This is a genomic window from Thermus thermamylovorans (genome assembly GCF_004307015.1).
Lineage (GTDB): Bacteria > Deinococcota > Deinococci > Deinococcales > Thermaceae > Thermus > Thermus thermamylovorans.
The window spans coordinates 1-16,710 of record NZ_SIJL01000023.1; the positions used below are offsets into that span (position 1 = coordinate 1).

Here is a 16,710-nt window from a genome sequence, read left to right on the forward strand (position 1 = left end):
CGCACAAACTCGCCCTTGGCCATGGTTCCTCCTCTTTTCTGGCACGCAAAAGCCGCCCTGGGGGCCTTAAGCCCAGGGCAGGCAAAAAGGTGGAGCTCGCGGCCGGGCTCGAACCGGCGACCTCACCCTTACCAAGGGTGTGCTCTACCTGCTGAGCTACGCGAGCTCGTGGAGCGGGAGACGGGACTCGAACCCGCGACCCTCGGCTTGGGAAGCCGATGCTCTACCAACTGAGCTACTCCCGCGTGCGGTGTGCTTCGGCACACCTCCTGGTGGGCAGGGCTGGATTCGAACCAGCGAAGGCTTGCGCCAACGGTTTTACAGACCGTCCCCTTTGGCCGCTCGGGCACCTGCCCACGCGCTCTTTTGGAGCCACCCAGGGGAGTTGAACCCCCAACCCCCCGATTACAAGTCGGGTGCTCTGCCGGTTGAGCTAGGGTGGCAGGACCGGGGATGGGACCCTGTCCGAGGGAATAGGCTAACACACCCCGGGGTGAGTGTCAAGATAAGGGCATGCGCATCGTACCTTTTGGCGCTAGCCGGGAGGTGACCGGAAGCTGCCACCTCCTCTTGGCCGAGGGCAGGCAGGTCCTCCTGGACTGCGGCATGTTCCAGGGGCGGGAGGAGGAGAAGAACCGCGCTCCCTTTGGCTTCGACCCCCAGAACTTAGACGCCGTGGTCCTCACCCACGCCCACCTGGACCACGTGGGCCGCCTGCCCAAGCTCTGCCGCGAGGGCTACCAGGGTCCGGTGTACGCTACCCGGGCCACCCTACTCCTCATGCGCATCGTCTTGGAAGACGCCTTGAAGGTCATGGAGGAGCCCTTCTTCGAGGAGAAGGACCTGGAAATCCTCCAGCGCCACCTGAAACCCCTGGAGTACGGGGAGTGGCTCAGGCTTGGTGACCTAACCCTTACCTTCGGCCAGGCGGGGCATCTTCCGGGAAGCGCCTTCGCGGTGGCCCAGGGGGAGGGAAAGACTTTTGTGTACAGCGGGGACCTGGGCAACCGCCAGAAGACCGTCCTCCCCGACCCCTCTCCCCCTCCCAAGGCCCACCTGGTTCTCTCCGAGGGGACCTACGGGGACCGGCCCCACCGCCGCTTCCCGGCCACAGTGGAGGAGTTCTTGGATATCCTAGACCGGACCTTGAGCCAAGGCGGGAAGGTCTTCATCCCCTCATTTGCCCTGGAACGGACCCAGGAAATCCTCTTCCTCCTTTACGAAAACGGCCATCGGCTGCCCAGGGCACCCATCTACCTGGACTCGCCCATGGCCGAGCGGGTGCTCTCCCTCTACCCCAGCCTGGTGCGCTACCTGAGCGAGGAGGTGCAGGTTTACTTTCTCCAGGGAAAGAACCCCTTCCGCCCTCGAGGCCTAGAGGTGGTGGAAAACGCCGAGGCCTCCAGGGCTCTGGCACGCGAGCCTGGCCCCATGGTGGTCATCGCCGGGAGCGGCATGCTTGCGGGAGGGCGCATCTTGCACCACCTGAAGCACGGGCTTTCCGACCCCAAGAACGCCTTGGTCTTCGTGGGGTACCAGCCTCGAGGCGGCCTGGGAGCCGAGATCATCGCCCGCCCCGAGAAGGTGCGGGTCCTGGGCCAAGAGGTACCCCTACGGGCCGGCGTCCACACCCTGGGCGGCTTCTCGGGACACGCAGGGCAGGACGAGCTCTTGGACTGGCTCGAGGGCCAGCCCCGGGTGCTTTTGGTCCACGGGGAGGAAGAGAAGCTTTTGGAGCTGGGCAAGCTCCTCGCCCTAAGGGGCCAGGAGGTGGGCCTGGCCACCCTGGGAGAGGGGGTGGAGGTCTGAGCACCCCGTCTTAAGGCCCTCCGGGGCTCTCGCCCTCCGCCTGCTCGGCCCGGGGCCGGAACCCCAGGCGCTCCAGGACCATACGGGTGGCCGGGCTCCGGTTGAGGGTGTAGAAGTGCACCCCCTCCACCCCGGCCTCCAGGAGCTCCGCCACCTGGCGGGCGGCGTGCTCCACCCCGATCTCCAGGGTGGCCTTGGGGTCCTCCTGGTGGCGCTCCAGCTGGGAGAGGAGAGGCCCGGGGATGCTGGCCCCGCAGACCTCGGTGAAGCGGCGGAGCTGGGCGTAGCCCGTGACGGGCATGATGCCGGGGAGGATGGGGATCCCTATGCCTATGCGCCTTGCCCTTTCCAGGAAGCCAAAGTAATGGGCGTTGTTGAAAAAAAGTTGTGTGATGGCGAAGTCCAACCCTGCCTCCACCTTGGCCCGGAAGTGGCGGAGGTCGGCCTCGAGGCTAGGGCTTTCCGGGTGCCCCTCGGGGTAGGCGGCCCCGCCCACGGAAACCCCCTCCCCGTAGCGCTCGCGGATGCGGGCCACAAGCTCTACGGCGTAGCGGAAGCCCTCAGGATGGGGCCGGAAAACCCTTTCCCCTGGGGGCGGGTCGCCCCGGAGGGCCAGGAGGTTCTCCACCCCTGCCGCCACAAAGCGCTCCAAGACCTCCCCCACCTCCTCCCGGCTCTGGCCGGCCACGGTGAGGTGGGCGAGGGGCCTCAAGCCCAGGTCCCGGATGCGCCTGGCCCAGAGGACGCTCCTTTCCCGCGTGCTCCCCATGGCCCCGTAGGTGATGGAGACGAAGGCCGGGCGGAAGGCCTTCAGCTCCCCCAGGGTGCGGAAAAGGGCCTCCTCCCCCTCCGGGGTCTTGGGAGGGAAGAACTCGAAGGAGAAGAGGGGCCCCCTACGTTCCCTGAGGAGGTCCCGTATTTTCACGCGTCCGAGTGTAGCCCCTCCCCACCCCCCGGTCAAGGGTGGCACAATGGGGGTATGGTAGAGGTCCCGGAGATCCCCAAGGTGGTAGGCCTGGAGCTTCCCGCCAAGGAAACCGCCTTGATCGTGGTGGACATGCAAAACGACTTCGCCCACCCCCAAGGGGCCCTCTTCGTGCCCGAGGCCCCGAGGAGCGTACCCGCCATAAAGCTCCTCCTGGAGAAGGCCAGAGAGGCCGGAGCCCGGGTGGTCTACACCCAGGACTGGCACCGGGAGGACGACCCCGAGTTCCAGATTTGGCCCAGACACGCGGTGGCCGGCACCTGGGGGGCGGAGATCCTGGAGGAGCTCCGCCCCGAGCCCGGGGACCTCGTCGTCCAGAAGGTGCGCTACGACGCCTTCTACGGCACGCCCCTGGACCACTACCTGCACCTATGGGGCGTAAAGCACGTGGTGGTCACGGGCACCGTGGCCAACATCTGCGTGCTGCACACCGCGGGCTCCGCTGCCCTGCGCTGGTACCGGGTGGTCCTGCCGGAGGACGCCACCAGCGCCCTCACCCCCTTCGACCTGCAGGCCGCCTTGCGCCAGGTGGCCTTCCTCTACCAGGGGAAGGTGACCCGGGCCGAGGGGGTGCGCTTTGTCTGAGCCCCCGGCCCCGGTGGGGCCGATCCCATGGCGGAGCCCGGACTGATCCCCCTGGCCCAAGCCCCGGGGGAAGGCGAGCTGGGCCTCCTCCAGGAGGTCCGGGCCCGGGGGTTTCCCGTGGTGGAGACCTGGGCCGCAGTCCTCTGGGAGGAGTTCGCCCGGCTCAACAACCTGCCCGAGCGCCTCATGGGCCTCTTCCGGGGCGTGTTCGGGGTGCGCATCGACGAGGAGCGCCTCCTCCTCGCCGCGGAGGAGGCCGGGAGGCTGGTCCGGGAAAGCTACCTCCTCCCCGAACGGGCCGAGGCCTTCCTGGAAACCCTCAAGGGGAGGGGGCCCTTTCTCGTGCGCCCTCCGGGGAAGGAGGGCTTCCTCCTGGCGGCCACCCCCCAGGAGGCCCTCTTCGCCCTGAAGCGGCTCTGGGCGGAGGCCTTCCGGGTGGAGGCCATCCTGGAGCGCCGCCCCGCCCTCCTGCCGGAGGCCCTCCCCCTCCTGGTGCAGCGGGCAGGGGGGGCCGCGGAGGATCCCTTCCTCTCCCTGGACCTCTCCCGGGCCCTGGGGAAAGCGGTGGTCGCCTACGCCTGGGAGGGCCGGGTGGTCCGGGTAGGATAGCCCCATGGTGGACAGCCACCTCCACACCCCCCTCTGTGGGCACGCGGAAGGTGCGCCGGGGGAGTACGTCTTCCACGCCCGGAAGGCGGGGCTTAGGGGCCTGGTCTTCACCGACCACGGCCCCATGCCCCCCTGGTACGACCCCCAGAGCCGCATGCGCCTTGCCGAGCTCCCCTTCTACCTCCTGGCCTTGGAACGGGTGCGGGAAGAAAACCCCGACCTCTACGTGGGCATCGGCCTCGAGGCTGACTTCCACGAGGGCACCCAGGACTTCGTCCGGGCCCTCCTCAGGAGCTACCCCTTCGACTACGCCATCGGCAGCGTCCACTACCTGGGGGCCTGGCCCCTGGACCACCCCGACCACCGGGAGGAGTACGCCTGGCGGGACCTCAAGGAGGTCTACCGGGCCTACTTCCAGGAGGTGGCGCGGGCGGCGAGGAGCGGCCTCTTCCACGCCATCGGCCACCTGGACCTACCCAAGAAGTTCGGCCACCACCTGCCGGAAGAGGCCCTTGTAGAGCTGGCCGAGCCCGCCCTGAGGGCCATCGCCGAGGAAGGGCTTCTCCTGGACGTGAACACCGCCGGGCTCCGGAACCCCGCGGGGGAGGTCTACCCCGGCCCCGCCCTCCTCCGCCGCGCCCGGGAGCTCGGGATTGGGGTGGTGCTGGGCTCCGACGCCCACCGGCCCCAAGAGGTAGGCCACGCCTTCGCCGAGGCCGCGGACCTCCTCCTCGGCCTGGGGTACCGGGAGGCCCTCTACTTTCGAGAGGGGCGGCCCGTGGCCTACCCCCTGTCCAGGGCCCTGTAGACTTGTGCCCTCTCCGCTCCCAGGTCCAGATCCCCGCGGAAGCCTCCAGCAGCCTCGTAGGCGCGAACGGCAGCCAAAAGCCGATAAAAGACCTCGGCGCAGGGGTCTGGGGCCGGGGCCTCGTACTCCATGAAGGTCACCCGCTCGTACTCGGGGCCGTAGGCCACCTCCTCTTGCCCCACGCACTCGCGGTAGCGCCTTAGGGCTTCGTCCACCTCGAGATAGGCCCGTTCCAAAGGGGTCACGCTCCCACCCCCTAGCTTGATTGTATCAGGTTTTTTTACTGCGGAACCTGAGGCTGGCCGCGGGGACGGGCCCTTCCTGGAAGCGCTCCTCCCGCCAGGGATCCCCCCGCCAGTGGTAGCCCAGCTTCTCCCAAAAGCCCAGCTCCAGGCGATCCAAAAGCTCTATGCCCCGCACCCATTTGGCGCTTTTCCAGGCGTAAAGGTGGGGCACCAGGAGGCGCACCGGACCGCCCCGCTCCGGGGGCAGGGGCTTGCCGAAGAGGGTGTGGGCCAGGAGGACGTCCTCCCGGAGGAGGTCCTCCAGGAGGAGGTTGGTGGTGTAGCCCCCGTAGCAGTAGGCCAGAGCGGCCACCGCCTCCGGCCTGGGCTGGGCCCGCTCCAGAAGGTCCCTTACCCTAACCCCTCGCCAGACCACGTCCAGGCGGCTCCAGCGGGTCACGCAGTGGAAGTCCCGGGTGAGCTCCACCTGGGGCAGGGCCAGGAGGTCGGCGTAGGTGAGGGTGAAGGGCGCCTCCACCAGGCCGAAGAGCTCGAAGCGCCACGCCTCCTTGGGGATCCGGGGTTCCTCTCCGTAGGTGAGGATGGGGAAGCGCTCGGTGACGATCTGCCCTGGGGGTACCTGGGCCATGCTCCCAGGGTAGCCCGGGAAGCCCCGGGGGGGAGGGGCCTAGGGCACGATCACCGCCCGGCCCCCCACCTCTCCCCGGCGAAGCCTGGCCGCCACCTCGTTGATGGCCTCCAGGGGATGGTACTCCAGCTCGATGGGGGTGAGGCGCCCCGCCTCTGCCAGGGCCACCACCTCCCTCAGCTCCTGCACCGTCCCCCAGAGGGTGGCCTCGAAGAGGACCTCGAAGCGGCTGTTCTCCAGCACCTTGAGCCGGGCGGCGCCTCCGGCCAGGCCCAGCTGGGTCACCTTGCCCCCCGTGGCCGTGACCCCCACGGCCAGGGTTAGGGTCTCCTCGCTGCCCACGAAGTCGAAGGCCGCCACCACCCCCATTCCCCCGGTGAGGTCCAGGATGCGTCCCGCCGGGTCCCCCCCCTCCTTGGGGTTGAGGGCGAAGTCAGCCCCGTAGGCCTTAGCCCGCTCCAGGCGGTCGGGGTTGATGTCCAAGGCGATGATCCCCCCACCGAAGAGGAGCCTCAGGAGCTTGACCCCGTACTGCCCGAGCCCACCCACCCCGATGACCAAGGCGTACCCATCGGGGCTCAGGTAGGGTAGGGCTTTCTTGACCGCCCGGTAGGGGGTGAGGGCGGCGTCGGCCAGGGGGGCGGCCTCCTTGGGGTCCAGGCGGTTTAGGGGCACCAGGTAGCGGGCGTGGGGCACCTTGAGGTACTCCGCGTACCCCCCGGGGTGGCGGGAAAGCCCCACCCACTGGGGGGCCAGGCAGAGCTGCTCCAGGCCCTGGAGGCAGTAGCGGCAGCGGCCGCAGCCCCAGCCCCCGTAGACCACCACCTTGTCCCCTTCCTTCACCCCCTCCACCCCGGGGCCCACCCGGACCACCGTGCCCGCGTTCTCGTGGCCCAGGGTATGGGGGAGGACGGGCAAGATGGGGATCTCCCCGTCCATCACGTGGAGATCGCTGTGGCAGAAGCCCGCCCCCTCCACCCGCACCAAGACCTCGCCGAAACCGAGCTCAGGCTCCGGCACCTCCTCCACCACCAGGGGCTTACCGTACTCGTGGAGCCGTGCCGCCCGCATACCGCTCCTTTCCGGTCCTAAGGGAAAGCCATGCGCCTCGGGACCAACCTCAGGGTAGCCCAAGGGGGGCAGGGCAGGTGTCCCCTCAGCCCCGGTAGCGGATCACCTCCACCCTCTCCAAGGTGACCAGGCCTTCCCGCACCATCCCGTCCAGGACGGGCAGGAAGGCCCGGATCTTGGCCTCCTCGTCCACGATCTCGATCATCACCGGCAGGTCCTGGGAGAGCTGGAGGATCTTGGCGGTGTGCACCTGGGAGTGGGCGCCGAAGCCCATGAAACCCCTGAAGACCGTGGCCCCCGCCAGGCCCCGCCGCCGGGCCTCGAGGACGATGGCCTCGTAGAGGGGCCGCCCCTGGAAGCGGTCCGACTCCCCGATGAAGATCCGCAGGAGCCTGGCCTCCCCTTCCAGCCTCATGCCCCTAGCCTACCAGGGCCCCGCCCAGGCGGTAACCCCAAAAGGCCAGGAAAAGGCCCAAAAGCACGCTCAAGAGGACGTAAAGCAGGGCCTTGGACCACTCCCCGTCCTGGAGGAGGAGGACAGTCTCGTAGCTGAAGGTGGAGAAGGTGGTGAACCCCCCCAGAACCCCCATGGCCAGGAAGAGCCGCGCCTCCCCGGAAAGGGCCCCCCCCAGGGAAAGCCCCACCACCAGGCCCAGGAGGAAGCTCCCCAGGGCGTTGACGAAGAGGGTGCTGTAGGGAAACCCGGGACCGGCGAGGCCCTGGACCCAGGCCCCGAGGCCGTAGCGCAAAAGGGAGCCCAAGGCCCCGCCCAAGGCCACCAGGAGGTACCGTTCCACCCCCAAAGTATAGTGGGGCCATGAAGCCCAAGACCCTCTCCCCCATCCTCACCGCCAGGGGGGTGCGGCTCGCCATCGCCGTGGGCCGCTTCAACGAGCGGGTAACCAAGATGCTTTTGGAAGGGGCCCTGGAGGCCTACGCCCGCCTGGGGGGGGACCCTGCCGAGGTCCTGGTGGCCTGGGTGCCGGGCTCCTTCGAGCTCCCCCTCGTCGCCAAGCGCCTGGCCCAGCGCCCCGACGTGGATGCGGTGGTGGCCCTGGGGGCCGTGGTGCGGGGGGAGACCCCCCACTTCGAGTACGTGGCCGCCCAGGCGGCCAGCGGCCTCATGCAGGCCATGCTCCAAACGGAAAAGCCCATCGTCTTCGGCGTCCTCACCACCAACACCCCGGAAGAGGCCCAGGAGAGGGCCGGGGGCAAGGCGGGCAACAAGGGAGCCGAGGCGGTCTTCACCGCCATCGAGATGGTGCGGCTTCTGGAGGCTATTTCCCGGTGAAAAGCGTCCGGGCGTAGCGCAGGTGCAGGTAGAGGAAGCACCCCAGGCAGAAACCGAAGGCCAGGTTGAGGAAGGCCAGGAGGGCCACCAGCAGGGCCAGGGCGTAGCCCACCCCCTTGAGCCCGAGAAGGAGGAAGAGGGAGGCCAGCCCCAAAAACACCGCCCCCAGAGTGCGGGCGAAGCGGTGGGGCCTGGGGTCCTCCTCCACCAGGCGGTGAGGCACCCGCAGCAGGCGCTTCAGGGCCACCATCAGGTCCCAGGGGGTGTGCTGGCTGGCCAGGAGGAGAAAGAGGAGGTAGACGAGAAGGGGAAGGTCCCAGAGGGCGGCCAGGGGCAGGAGGAGGGTGAGGAGGGCCTGGTTGAAGCGGAGCTGGTTCCGGTCCGTCACCATGGGGCCAGTATACACCTGAGCCTGTGAAGATTAGGGGTAGAGTGCACCCTCTCCCCATCCCGGGGGCAAAATGGGGGCATGGTCCTCCTCCTCACCACCCCTCTGCCCGTCCCTCACGGCTTCACCACCCGCCTGGGCGGGGTCTCGGAAGGCCCCTTTTATAGCCTCAACCTCTCCGCCGCCACCGGGGACGACCCCGGGCGGGTGGAGGAGAACCAGAAGAGGGTGCTGGCCGCCTTCGGCCATCCCCCCGTGGCCGCCCTCAAGCAGGTGCACGGAAGCGAGGTCCACCGGGTGGAAGGCCCCGGGGTCTGGGAGGGGGACGGGCTCTTCACCCAAACCCCCGGCCTCCTCCTCCGGGTGGGGGTGGCGGACTGCTACCCCCTCCTCCTCTACCACCCCCAAGGAGCTGTGGCCGCCCTGCACGCGGGCTGGCGGGGGGTGGTGGGGGGCATCCTGCCCAAAGCCCTGGCCCTCCTAGGGGATCTGGGCCTGGATCCCGCCGAGGCCCACCTGGCCGTGGGCCCCGGCATCGGCGGAGGGTGCTACCAGGTGGGGGAGGAGGTGGCGGCGGCCTTCGGGGAGGCCGGCCTTCCCACCTTCACCCCGGACCCCAAAGCCCCTGGCAAGTACCTCCTGGACCTGGAAGGGGCCCTCCTCCTCCAGGCCCGGCGGGCAGGGCTGAGAGAGGAACGCATCCACCGGATGGGCCTCTGCACCCACTGCGAACCCACCCTCTTCTCCCACCGCCGGGACCGGGGGCGAACGGGGCGGATGTGGGGGCTCGTTCTCCTTCCCCGCTAGGAGAACCCTTACCCCCTCGTGGCACAATGGAGGCATGTTCTTTCCCAGGGCAGTCCTCCCCTCCCTCCTCCACCTCACCCCGGCGTGGTTGGGGGCGCGAGGCCTTAAGGGCGTTATCCTGGACCTGGACAACACCCTTCTGCCCTACGGGGAGGAGGAAATCCCCTCCGCCTACCGGGACTGGCTGGAAAGGCTCAGGACCGAGGTGCCCGTTTACCTCCTCTCCAACGCCCTGCCCGAACGCTTCGCCCGGGTGCAAGGGGCCCTGGGTCTCCCCGGCCACGCCCCGGCCCTCAAGCCCTGGCTGGGCTTCCGGAGGGCTTTGAAGGCCCTGGGCCTCCCCCCGCGGCAGGTGGCGGTGGTGGGGGACCAGGTCTTCACCGACGTGCTGGGGGGCAACCTGGTGGGAGCCTACACCGTACTGGTGCCGCCCCTAAGGGAGAGGGAATTCTTTTACACGCGTTTCATACGGTTGCTGGAGACTCCTTTTAGGAGACCCTGGGGGGGACCCTTATGAGCGTGCTCACCATCGGCGACAAGCGGCTCGGCGCTATTCTGCTGGACGCCGGGCTCCTCACGGACGAGGAGCTACAGATGGCCCTGGAAAAACACAGGGAGGTAGGGGGAAGCCTGGCGGAGGTCATCGTGGAGTCGGGCTTTCTCTCCGAGAGGCGCATCGCCCAAGCCATCGAGGATCACTTCGGCATCCCCCTGGTGGAGCTCCACACCCTGGAGATCCCTCCCAAGGTCAAGGCCCTCATCCCTGCGGAGAAGGCCAAGGAGCTCCAGGCCATTCCCTTCGCCCTGGACGAGGAGGCGGGGGTGGTGCGGGTGGCCTTCGTCAACCCCTTGGACACCCTGGCCCTGGAGGAGGTGGAAGACCTCACCGGCCTGGTGGTGGAGCCCTACCAGGCCACCAAAAGCGCCTTCCAGTACGCCTTGGCCAAGAACTACCCGGAACTGGGCCTTCCTCTGCCGCCACCCCCCGTGGGGCCTCACCAGGGAGAACTTAAGCTGGGGGAAATCCTGGTGCGCAAGGGCCTCACAAGCCGGGAAGCCCTGGAGGAAGCCTTGGTGGAGCAGGAGAAGACCGGGGACCTCCTGGGGCGGATCCTGGTGCGCAAGGGGCTCTCCGAGGAGGACCTCTACCGGGCCATGGCCGAGCAAAAGGGCCTGGAGTTTCTCCCCTCCACCGAGGGCCTGGAACCCGATCCCGCGGCCACCGCCCTCCTCCTCCGCTCCGACGCCCTGCGGTACAGCGCGGTGCCCCTGACCTTCCGCGAAGGACGGGTGGAGGTGGTCCTGGCCGACCCCCGGCACCTGGAGGCGGTGGAAGAGCTTCTGGGGCGGCCGGCCCACTTTTCCCTCACCCTCCCCAAGGCCTGGGAGGCCCTCTTCCATCGGGCCTATCCGGAGAAGGGCCGCCTGGGGGAGGTCCTGGTCCAAGAGGGCCGCCTGAGCCGCGAGGGGCTACGGGAGGCTTTGGAGGTGCAAAAGCGCCTGCCCAAGGCCAAGCCCCTGGGGGAGATCCTGGTGGAGCTGGGCCTGGCCCGGCCTGAGGATGTGGAGGAGGCCCTGAAGCGACAGCGCCAGGGGGGAGGGCGCCTGGAGGACACCCTGGTGGCCTCGGGCAAGCTCAAGCCCGAAGCCTTAGCCCAGGCGGTGGCCGCCCAGCTGGGCTACCCCTACATCCATCCCGAGGAGAACCCTCCTGACCCGGGGGCCGCCCTCCTCATCCCCGAGGACCTGGCCCGGCGCTACGGGATCTTTCCCCACCATCTGGAAAACGGCAAGACCCTGGTCCTCCTCATGAAGGATCCCCGGAACATCCTGGCCCTGGACGACGTGCGCCTCGCCCTGAAACGGAGGGGCTTGGCCTACGAGGTGGTCCCGGCGGTGGCTACAGAAGCCGCCATCACCAAGCTCATCGAGCGCTTCTACGGCAAGGAGGAACTGGGAGAGCTGGCCAAGGAGCTCTCCCGGGGCTACCAGGAGGAAGAGGCTGTCATCACCGAGCTGGACGAGAGCGCCGCCCAGAAGTTCGTGAAGCAGGTGATCCGGGAGGCCTATCTTCAGGACGCCTCCGACATCCACGTGGAGCCCCGCCAGTCCGACGTCCTGGTGCGCCTGCGCATCGACGGGAACCTGCGCCAGTACACCACCCTGCCCAAGGGCGCCCTGGCCCCGGTGATCAGCGTTATCAAGATCATGGGCGGGCTCAACATCGCGGAAAAACGTCTCCCCCAGGACGGCCGGGTGCGCTACCGGGAAGGGGCCATCGATCTAGACCTGCGCCTTTCCACCCTGCCCACGGTCTACGGGGAGAAGGCGGTGATGCGCCTCCTGAAAAAGGCCGCGGACATCCCGGAGATCGAGGGCCTGGGCTTCGCCCCGGGGGTCTTTGAGCGCTTTCAGGAGGTCATCCACAAGCCCTACGGCATCTTCCTCATCACCGGGCCCACCGGGTCGGGGAAAAGCTTCACCACCTTCTCCATCCTCAAGCGCATCGCCACCCCCGACAAGAACACCCAGACCATCGAGGACCCCGTGGAGTACGAGATCCCGGGCATCAACCAGACGCAGGTGAACCCCCAGGCCGGGCTCACCTTCGCCCGGGCCCTAAGGGCCTTCCTCAGGCAGGACCCCGACATCATCATGGTGGGGGAGATCCGCGACTCGGAAACCGCCAAGATCGCCACCGAGGCCGCCCTCACCGGGCACCTGGTCATCGCCACCCTGCACACCAACGACGCCGCCCAGGCCATTACCCGCCTGGACGAGATGGGGGTGGAGCTCTTCAACATTTCGGCCGCCCTGATCGGCGTTCTCTCCCAGCGGCTGGTGCGGAAGATCTGCGACCGGTGCAAGGTGGAGGTGAAGCCCGACCCCGAGGTCCTGCGCCGCCTGGGGCTCTCCGAGGAGGAGATAGGGGGGGCCAAGCTCCACAAAGGCATGGGCTGCGAACGCTGCGGGGGCACCGGCTACCGGGGGCGCTACGCCATCCACGAGCTTTTGGCGGTGGACGACGAGATCCGCCACGCCATCGTGGCGGGAAAGTCGGCCACGGAGATCAAGGAGATCGCCCGCCAGAAGGGCATGAAGACCCTGCGGGAAGACGGCATCTACAAGGCCCTCCAGGGGATCACCACCCTAGAGGAGGTGCTGGCGCGTACCATTGAGTGAAGGAGGAAAGTATGGCTAAAACGCCCGACATCGTGGATCTCCTGACCCTGGCCGTGGAGCGGGGGGCCAGCGACCTGGTCATCACTGTGGGCCTTCCCCCCATGATCAAGGTGGACGGGGAGTTCCACCCCACGGAGCACGAGCCCCTCTCCCCCCAGGACACCCGCCGCCTCATGTACGCCCTCATGGACGAGAAGCAGCAGCGCATCTTTGAGGAGGAAAAGGAGCTGGACTTCTCCTTCAGCCTCCCAGGCAAGGGGCGTTACCGGGTGAACATCTTCCTGCAGCGGGGAAGCGTGGGAGGGGTTTTGCGGGTGGTGCCTGCGATCATCAAGGGATTCGAGGAACTGGGCCTACCCAAGGGGATCGCCGAGATCGCCTTGAGCCCCCGGGGCCTGGTCTTGGTCACGGGGCCCACGGGAAGCGGGAAGAGCACCACCTTGGCCTCCATGATCGACTACATCAACGAGCGCAAGCCGGTGCACATCGTGACCATCGAGGATCCCATCGAGTTCTTCCACCGGCACAAGAAGGCCATCATCAACCAGCGGGAGATCGGGGCCGACACCCACGGCTTCCACAAGGCCCTGAGGAGCGTCCTGCGCCAGGCCCCGGACGTGATCCTGGTGGGGGAGATGCGGGACTACGAGACCATCGCCGCCGCCATCACCGCCGCCGAGACCGGGCACCTGGTCATGGGCACCCTGCACACCAACTCCGCCCCCGAGACGGTCGACCGCATCATCGACGTCTTCCCGGAAAACCAGCAGGAGCAGGTGCGGGTGCAGCTCTCCAACAACCTGGTGGCCGTCCTCACCCAGCAGCTCCTGCCCAAGGCCTTCGGGGGCGGTCGGGTCCTGGCTTACGAGCTCATGATCGCCACCCCTGCGGTAAGGGCTTTGATCCGGGAGGGCAAAAGCCACCAGCTCCGGAGCGTCATCCAGACCGGGGGCCAGTACGGGATGATCACCATGGATGCCTGCCTGGCGGATCTCTACCGGCGCAAGCTCATCACCTACGAGCTGGGCCTCTCGCGGGCGGTGGACCCCAAGGAGTTCATGCGTCTGGCGGGGGTGGAGGAGGGGGCCAAGCGCTAAAACCCCTGTCTGAGGCCAGGGTGAAAGGCAAACCCCGGCGGCCGGCCCTTATGTCGAGGGTAGCGGGCGAGGGAAAAGCCCCTTCCTGGTAGACTGGAGGTCATGTACGAAGCCGTCATCGGCCTCGAGGTCCACCTGCACCTGAAGACACGGACCAAGGCCTTTTGCGGCTGCCTGGCGGACTACTTCGGGGCGGAGCCCAACACCCATACCTGCCCTGTCTGCCTGGGGCTACCCGGGGCCCTCCCCGTGCCCAACCGGAAGGCGGTGGAGTTCGGCCTGCGGCTGGCCCTGGCCCTGGGCAGCCAGGTACCGGATAGGCTCCTCTTCCACCGCAAGAACTACTTCTACCCCGACCTGCCCAAGAACTACCAGATCAGCCAGTACGACCTGCCCCTGGGCCAAGGGGGTACCCTGCCCCTGGGGGAGAGGAGCGTGCGCATCCGGCGCCTGCACCTGGAGGAAGACGCCGGCAAGAGCCTCCACCTGGAGGACCGCACCCTCTTGGACCTGAACCGGGCGGGAAGCCCCCTCATCGAGCTCGTGACCGAGCCCGACCTCAGGAGCCCCGAGGAGGCCCGGCTTTTCCTGCAGCGCATCCAGGCCCTGGTCCAGACCCTGGGGATCTCCGAGGCCAGCCCCGAGGAGGGGAAGATGCGGGCCGACGTGAACGTTTCCGTGCGCCGCGCGGGGGAGCCCCTGGGCACCAAGGTGGAGATCAAAAACCTGAACTCCTTCAAGGGCGTGCAACGGGCCCTGGAGTACGAGATCCGCCGCCAGACGGAAATCCTCCGCCGCGGGGAGCGGGTCAAGCCCGCCACCATGGGCTTCGAGGAGGGAAGCGGCAAGACCTATCCCCTGCGCACCAAGGAGGAGGAGGCCGACTACCGCTACTTCCCCGAACCCGACCTCCCCCCGGTGCCCATTTCCCGGGAGTGGCTCGAGACCATCCGGCAAGACCTCCCCGAACTCCCCTGGGAAAAGGAACGGCGCTACCTGGCCCTGGGGATCAAAGCCCAAGACGCCGAGGTCCTGGCCTACACCCCGGCCCTGGCCCGCTTCCTGGACCGGGCCCTCGCCCTCGGCCAAGCCTCCCCCCAGGCCCTGGCCAACTGGCTCCTGGCGGACGTGGCCGGGCTCCTGAACGAGCGGGGAGTGGCCCTGGAGGCAACCCGCCTCACCCCCGAGGCCCTGGCCCGGCTGGTGACCCTCTTTGAGCGGGGGGAGATCACCAGCCGGGTGGCCAAGGGCCTGCTCCCCGAGCTCCTGGAGGGGGCTGACCCCGAGGCCCTGGTGCGGGAACGAGGGCTTGGGGCGGTGGCAGACGAGACCGCGCTAAGGGCGGTGGTGGCCGAGGTCATCCAGGCCATGCCGGAGGCGGCGAGGAGCGTGCGCCAGGGGAAGCTCAAGGCCCTGGACGCCCTCCTGGGCCAGGTGATGCGCAAGACCCAGGGCCAGGCCCGCCCCGACCTGGTGCGAAGGCTCCTCCTGGAAGCCCTTGGGGTAGGATAGGGCCGATGCGCTACGAGGAGGCCGGGGTCCACATCGAGGCCAAGGCCGAGGCCCTGAGGCGGGCCAAGGAGGCCATCGCCGCCACCTATACGAAAGAGGTCCTTCGAGGGCTTGGGGCCTTCGGGGGTCTTTTTGACGCTCACGCCCTCAAGGGGATGCGCCATCCCGTCCTGGTGGCCACCACCGACGGGGTGGGCACCAAAACCCTTTTGGCCCTCGAGGCGGGGGACGTTTCCGGCCTGGGCTTCGACCTGGTGAACCACTCGGTGAACGACCTCCTGTGCCAGGGGGCCACCCCCCTCTTCTTCATGGACTACCTGGCGGCCAGCCGCCTGGAAGAAGGCGTGCTCGCCGCCCTGCTGGGCTCCTTGGCGGAGGCCTGCCGCGCCCACGGCATCCCTCTCCTGGGGGGGGAGACCGCGGAGATGCCCGGGGTGTACCGGGAGGGGGCCTGGGACGTGGCGGGCACCCTGGTGGGGGTGGTGGAGCGGGAGGAGATCCTGGGCCCCGAACGGGTGCGGGAGGGGGACGTCCTCCTGGGCCTCCCCTCCTCCGGCCCCCACACCAACGGCTACTCCCTGATCCGGAAAGTGGTGGCGGGGCAGGACCTGAACGCCCCCGTCCCCGAGCTTGGGGAAAGCCTAAAAGAAGCCCTCCTCCGCCCCCACCGGGCCTACCTCAGGGAGTTTTTGCGCCTCAAGGAAGCCGGGGTGGAGCTCCACGCCATCGCCCACATCACCGGGGGGGGCCTCCCGGAAAACCTCCCCCGGGCCCTCCCCGAGGGTCTGGGGGCCGAGGTGCGAAAGGGGAGCTGGCCCATGCCTCCCGTTTTCCCCTATCTTCAGCGTTTGGGGAAAATCCCCGAGGAGGAGATGTACCGGGTCTTCAACATGGGCCTCGGGCTCGTCCTCATCCTGCCCGAAGAGGAAGCGCAGAGGGCCTTAGCCCTGGTGGAGGGCTTCGTGGTGGGGCGGGTCGTTCGGGGCCCCGGGGTCCTTCTCCTATGAAGGAAATCTGGCTCATACGGCACGGCGAAACCGAGTGGAACGCCCAGAAGCGGTTCCAGGGCCACCTGGACGTCCCCCTCTCCCCGGTGGGGATCGGCCAGGCCTTCCGCCTGGCCCAGAGGCTCGCCCGCAGCCAGCTCCCCTTTGACGGCCTCTTCTCCTCCGACCTGCGCCGGGCCCGGGAGACCGCCGAGCCCCTGGTCTCGGTGCTGGGGCTGCCCCTCAGGACCACCCCTCTCCTGCGGGAAATCGACGTGGGCCACCTGGCGGGACTGGACCGCGAGGAGGCCGAGGCCCGCTACCCCGGTTTCGTCCAGGAAGCCCTCCGGGACCCGTGGCACACCCCGCGCCCTGGGGGGGAGAGCATGGCCGATCTGGCCCGCCGCCTGGCGGCCTTTTTGGAAGAGCTCCCTCCAGGCCGCCACCTTCTCGTGACCCACGGGGGCATCGTGCGGGCCGCCCTCAAGATGGCCCTGGAACTGGAGGGGACCACCTGGAGGCGCTTCCGCATCCCCAACACCTCCATCACCCGCCTCCTCCTGCCCGAGCAGGAGGTGCTGGGCGTAGCGGACACCGCCCACCTGGAGACCTGGGCCGACTGGCTTTCCGACGAGAGCCTAAAGTGAAAACCCCCGGGTTTTCCAACCCGGGGGGTTTAGGGGTGGAGCGGGAGACGGGACTTGAA

General features: G+C 68.4%; 19 protein-coding genes and 4 tRNA genes. 12 read left to right on the forward strand and 11 right to left on the reverse strand.

The genetic code is table 11. From position 1 onward, the window contains the following. Positions 1-90: 90 nt before the first annotated feature. The 4 genes from ETP66_RS10925 to ETP66_RS10940 form a co-directional block, all read right to left on the reverse strand. A tRNA-Thr gene (locus tag ETP66_RS10925) sits at positions 91-166 on the reverse strand. A gap of 3 nt (positions 167-169) precedes the next feature. Beyond that, a tRNA-Gly gene (locus ETP66_RS10930) sits at positions 170-245 on the reverse strand. A 25-nt stretch (positions 246-270) separates the two neighbouring features. Next, positions 271-356: transfer RNA gene (locus ETP66_RS10935), tRNA-Tyr, on the reverse strand. A gap of 11 nt (positions 357-367) precedes the next feature. Further along, a tRNA-Thr gene (locus ETP66_RS10940) sits at positions 368-443 on the reverse strand. A gap of 70 nt (positions 444-513) precedes the next feature. On the opposite strand from ETP66_RS10940, the gene ETP66_RS10945 reads away from it, so the two are divergent. Next, positions 514-1,809, forward strand: a complete 1,296-nt coding sequence (locus tag ETP66_RS10945) for an MBL fold metallo-hydrolase (RefSeq protein WP_130842629.1) — start codon at positions 514-516, stop codon at positions 1,807-1,809. Between the two features lie 10 nt (positions 1,810-1,819). On the opposite strand, the gene metF is transcribed toward ETP66_RS10945, so the two are convergent. Continuing rightward, the gene (gene metF / locus ETP66_RS10950; RefSeq protein ID WP_130842630.1) at positions 1,820-2,734 is read right to left on the reverse strand and encodes a methylenetetrahydrofolate reductase [NAD(P)H]; all 915 of its coding nucleotides are present in this window, start codon (positions 2,732-2,734) and stop codon (positions 1,820-1,822) included. A 54-nt stretch (positions 2,735-2,788) separates the two neighbouring features. On the opposite strand from metF, the gene ETP66_RS10955 reads away from it, so the two are divergent. From ETP66_RS10955 to ETP66_RS10965, 3 genes are read left to right on the forward strand one after another with little or no spacing between them, the layout of a single operon-like run. Further along, complete coding sequence (locus ETP66_RS10955; protein ID WP_130842631.1) at positions 2,789-3,379, forward strand: nicotinamidase; 591 nt, start codon at positions 2,789-2,791, stop codon at positions 3,377-3,379. Between the two features lie 27 nt (positions 3,380-3,406). After that, positions 3,407-3,988 carry a hypothetical protein gene (locus ETP66_RS10960; RefSeq protein WP_130842632.1) on the forward strand — a complete coding sequence of 194 codons (582 nt, stop codon included), beginning with the start codon at positions 3,407-3,409 and terminating at the stop codon, positions 3,986-3,988. Between the two features lie 4 nt (positions 3,989-3,992). Beyond that, the gene (locus ETP66_RS10965; RefSeq protein WP_130842633.1) at positions 3,993-4,796 is read left to right on the forward strand and encodes a histidinol-phosphatase HisJ family protein; all 804 of its coding nucleotides are present in this window, start codon (positions 3,993-3,995) and stop codon (positions 4,794-4,796) included. On the opposite strand, the gene ETP66_RS10970 is transcribed toward ETP66_RS10965, so the two are convergent. The 5 genes from ETP66_RS10970 to crcB form a co-directional block, all read right to left on the reverse strand. Further along, the gene (locus ETP66_RS10970; RefSeq protein WP_130842634.1) at positions 4,772-5,041 is read right to left on the reverse strand and encodes a hypothetical protein; all 270 of its coding nucleotides are present in this window, start codon (positions 5,039-5,041) and stop codon (positions 4,772-4,774) included. The two genes, ETP66_RS10965 and ETP66_RS10970, sit on opposite strands and share 25 nt — an antisense overlap. Positions 5,042-5,066: 25 nt before the next feature. Next, positions 5,067-5,669 carry a sulfite oxidase-like oxidoreductase gene (locus ETP66_RS10975; RefSeq protein WP_130842635.1) on the reverse strand — a complete coding sequence of 201 codons (603 nt, stop codon included), beginning with the start codon at positions 5,667-5,669 and terminating at the stop codon, positions 5,067-5,069. Between the two features lie 39 nt (positions 5,670-5,708). Beyond that, positions 5,709-6,740, reverse strand: coding sequence for an NAD(P)-dependent alcohol dehydrogenase (locus ETP66_RS10980; RefSeq protein WP_130842636.1), 1,032 nt, complete (start codon positions 6,738-6,740; stop codon positions 5,709-5,711). 85 nt (positions 6,741-6,825) lie between these two features. After that, complete coding sequence (locus ETP66_RS10985) at positions 6,826-7,155, reverse strand: DUF190 domain-containing protein (RefSeq protein WP_130842637.1); 330 nt, start codon at positions 7,153-7,155, stop codon at positions 6,826-6,828. A gap of 4 nt (positions 7,156-7,159) precedes the next feature. Next, the gene (gene crcB / locus ETP66_RS10990) at positions 7,160-7,537 is read right to left on the reverse strand and encodes a fluoride efflux transporter CrcB (RefSeq protein WP_130842638.1); all 378 of its coding nucleotides are present in this window, start codon (positions 7,535-7,537) and stop codon (positions 7,160-7,162) included. A gap of 20 nt (positions 7,538-7,557) precedes the next feature. Here crcB and ribH point away from each other — a divergent pair, with 20 nt between their 5' ends. Next, complete coding sequence (gene ribH, locus ETP66_RS10995) at positions 7,558-8,031, forward strand: 6,7-dimethyl-8-ribityllumazine synthase (RefSeq protein WP_130842639.1); 474 nt, start codon at positions 7,558-7,560, stop codon at positions 8,029-8,031. On the opposite strand, the gene ETP66_RS11000 is transcribed toward ribH, so the two are convergent. Next, complete coding sequence (locus ETP66_RS11000; protein ID WP_130842640.1) at positions 8,018-8,422, reverse strand: DUF4395 family protein; 405 nt, start codon at positions 8,420-8,422, stop codon at positions 8,018-8,020. The genes ribH and ETP66_RS11000 overlap by 14 nt on opposite strands. A gap of 78 nt (positions 8,423-8,500) precedes the next feature. Between ETP66_RS11000 and pgeF the strand changes: the two genes are divergently transcribed. The 7 genes from pgeF to ETP66_RS11035 all read left to right on the forward strand — a co-directional run bounded on the left by pgeF (position 8,501) and on the right by ETP66_RS11035 (position 16,651). Continuing rightward, the gene (pgeF, locus tag ETP66_RS11005; RefSeq protein WP_130842641.1) at positions 8,501-9,226 is read left to right on the forward strand and encodes a peptidoglycan editing factor PgeF; all 726 of its coding nucleotides are present in this window, start codon (positions 8,501-8,503) and stop codon (positions 9,224-9,226) included. A gap of 34 nt (positions 9,227-9,260) precedes the next feature. Continuing rightward, positions 9,261-9,743 carry a YqeG family HAD IIIA-type phosphatase gene (locus tag ETP66_RS11010; protein ID WP_130842642.1) on the forward strand — a complete coding sequence of 161 codons (483 nt, stop codon included), beginning with the start codon at positions 9,261-9,263 and terminating at the stop codon, positions 9,741-9,743. Further along, positions 9,740-12,409, forward strand: a complete 2,670-nt coding sequence (pilB, locus tag ETP66_RS11015; protein WP_130842643.1) for a type IV pilus assembly ATPase PilB — start codon at positions 9,740-9,742, stop codon at positions 12,407-12,409. Before ETP66_RS11010 ends, pilB begins: the two co-directional genes overlap by 4 nt. An 11-nt stretch (positions 12,410-12,420) precedes the next feature. Continuing rightward, complete coding sequence (locus tag ETP66_RS11020; RefSeq protein WP_130842644.1) at positions 12,421-13,506, forward strand: type IV pilus twitching motility protein PilT; 1,086 nt, start codon at positions 12,421-12,423, stop codon at positions 13,504-13,506. Between the two features lie 102 nt (positions 13,507-13,608). Next, complete coding sequence (gene gatB / locus ETP66_RS11025) at positions 13,609-15,018, forward strand: Asp-tRNA(Asn)/Glu-tRNA(Gln) amidotransferase subunit GatB (RefSeq protein WP_130842645.1); 1,410 nt, start codon at positions 13,609-13,611, stop codon at positions 15,016-15,018. Between the two features lie 5 nt (positions 15,019-15,023). Then, positions 15,024-16,025 carry a phosphoribosylformylglycinamidine cyclo-ligase gene (gene purM, locus ETP66_RS11030; RefSeq protein WP_130842646.1) on the forward strand — a complete coding sequence of 334 codons (1,002 nt, stop codon included), beginning with the start codon at positions 15,024-15,026 and terminating at the stop codon, positions 16,023-16,025. Further along, positions 16,022-16,651, forward strand: a complete 630-nt coding sequence (locus ETP66_RS11035) for a histidine phosphatase family protein (protein ID WP_130842647.1) — start codon at positions 16,022-16,024, stop codon at positions 16,649-16,651. The genes purM and ETP66_RS11035 overlap by 4 nt, the downstream gene beginning before the upstream one ends. Positions 16,652-16,710: the final 59 nt, after the last annotated feature.

Coding starts and splice junctions, on each gene's coding strand:
- ETP66_RS10945 (WP_130842629.1), top strand. CDS start 514: ATGCGCATCGTACCTTTTGGCGCTAGCCGGGAGGTGACCGGAAGCTGC.
- ETP66_RS10955 (WP_130842631.1), top strand. CDS start 2,789: ATGGTAGAGGTCCCGGAGATCCCCAAGGTGGTAGGCCTGGAGCTTCCC.
- ETP66_RS10960 (WP_130842632.1), top strand. CDS start 3,407: ATGGCGGAGCCCGGACTGATCCCCCTGGCCCAAGCCCCGGGGGAAGGC.
- ETP66_RS10965 (WP_130842633.1), top strand. CDS start 3,993: ATGGTGGACAGCCACCTCCACACCCCCCTCTGTGGGCACGCGGAAGGT.
- ETP66_RS10975 (WP_130842635.1), bottom strand. CDS start 5,669: ATGGCCCAGGTACCCCCAGGGCAGATCGTCACCGAGCGCTTCCCCATC.
- ETP66_RS10980 (WP_130842636.1), bottom strand. CDS start 6,740: ATGCGGGCGGCACGGCTCCACGAGTACGGTAAGCCCCTGGTGGTGGAG.
- ETP66_RS10985 (WP_130842637.1), bottom strand. CDS start 7,155: ATGAGGCTGGAAGGGGAGGCCAGGCTCCTGCGGATCTTCATCGGGGAG.
- ribH (WP_130842639.1), top strand. CDS start 7,558: ATGAAGCCCAAGACCCTCTCCCCCATCCTCACCGCCAGGGGGGTGCGG.
- ETP66_RS11000 (WP_130842640.1), bottom strand. CDS start 8,422: ATGGTGACGGACCGGAACCAGCTCCGCTTCAACCAGGCCCTCCTCACC.
- pgeF (WP_130842641.1), top strand. CDS start 8,501: ATGGTCCTCCTCCTCACCACCCCTCTGCCCGTCCCTCACGGCTTCACC.
- ETP66_RS11010 (WP_130842642.1), top strand. CDS start 9,261: ATGTTCTTTCCCAGGGCAGTCCTCCCCTCCCTCCTCCACCTCACCCCG.
- pilB (WP_130842643.1), top strand. CDS start 9,740: ATGAGCGTGCTCACCATCGGCGACAAGCGGCTCGGCGCTATTCTGCTG.
- ETP66_RS11020 (WP_130842644.1), top strand. CDS start 12,421: ATGGCTAAAACGCCCGACATCGTGGATCTCCTGACCCTGGCCGTGGAG.
- gatB (WP_130842645.1), top strand. CDS start 13,609: ATGTACGAAGCCGTCATCGGCCTCGAGGTCCACCTGCACCTGAAGACA.
- purM (WP_130842646.1), top strand. CDS start 15,024: ATGCGCTACGAGGAGGCCGGGGTCCACATCGAGGCCAAGGCCGAGGCC.
- ETP66_RS11035 (WP_130842647.1), top strand. CDS start 16,022: ATGAAGGAAATCTGGCTCATACGGCACGGCGAAACCGAGTGGAACGCC.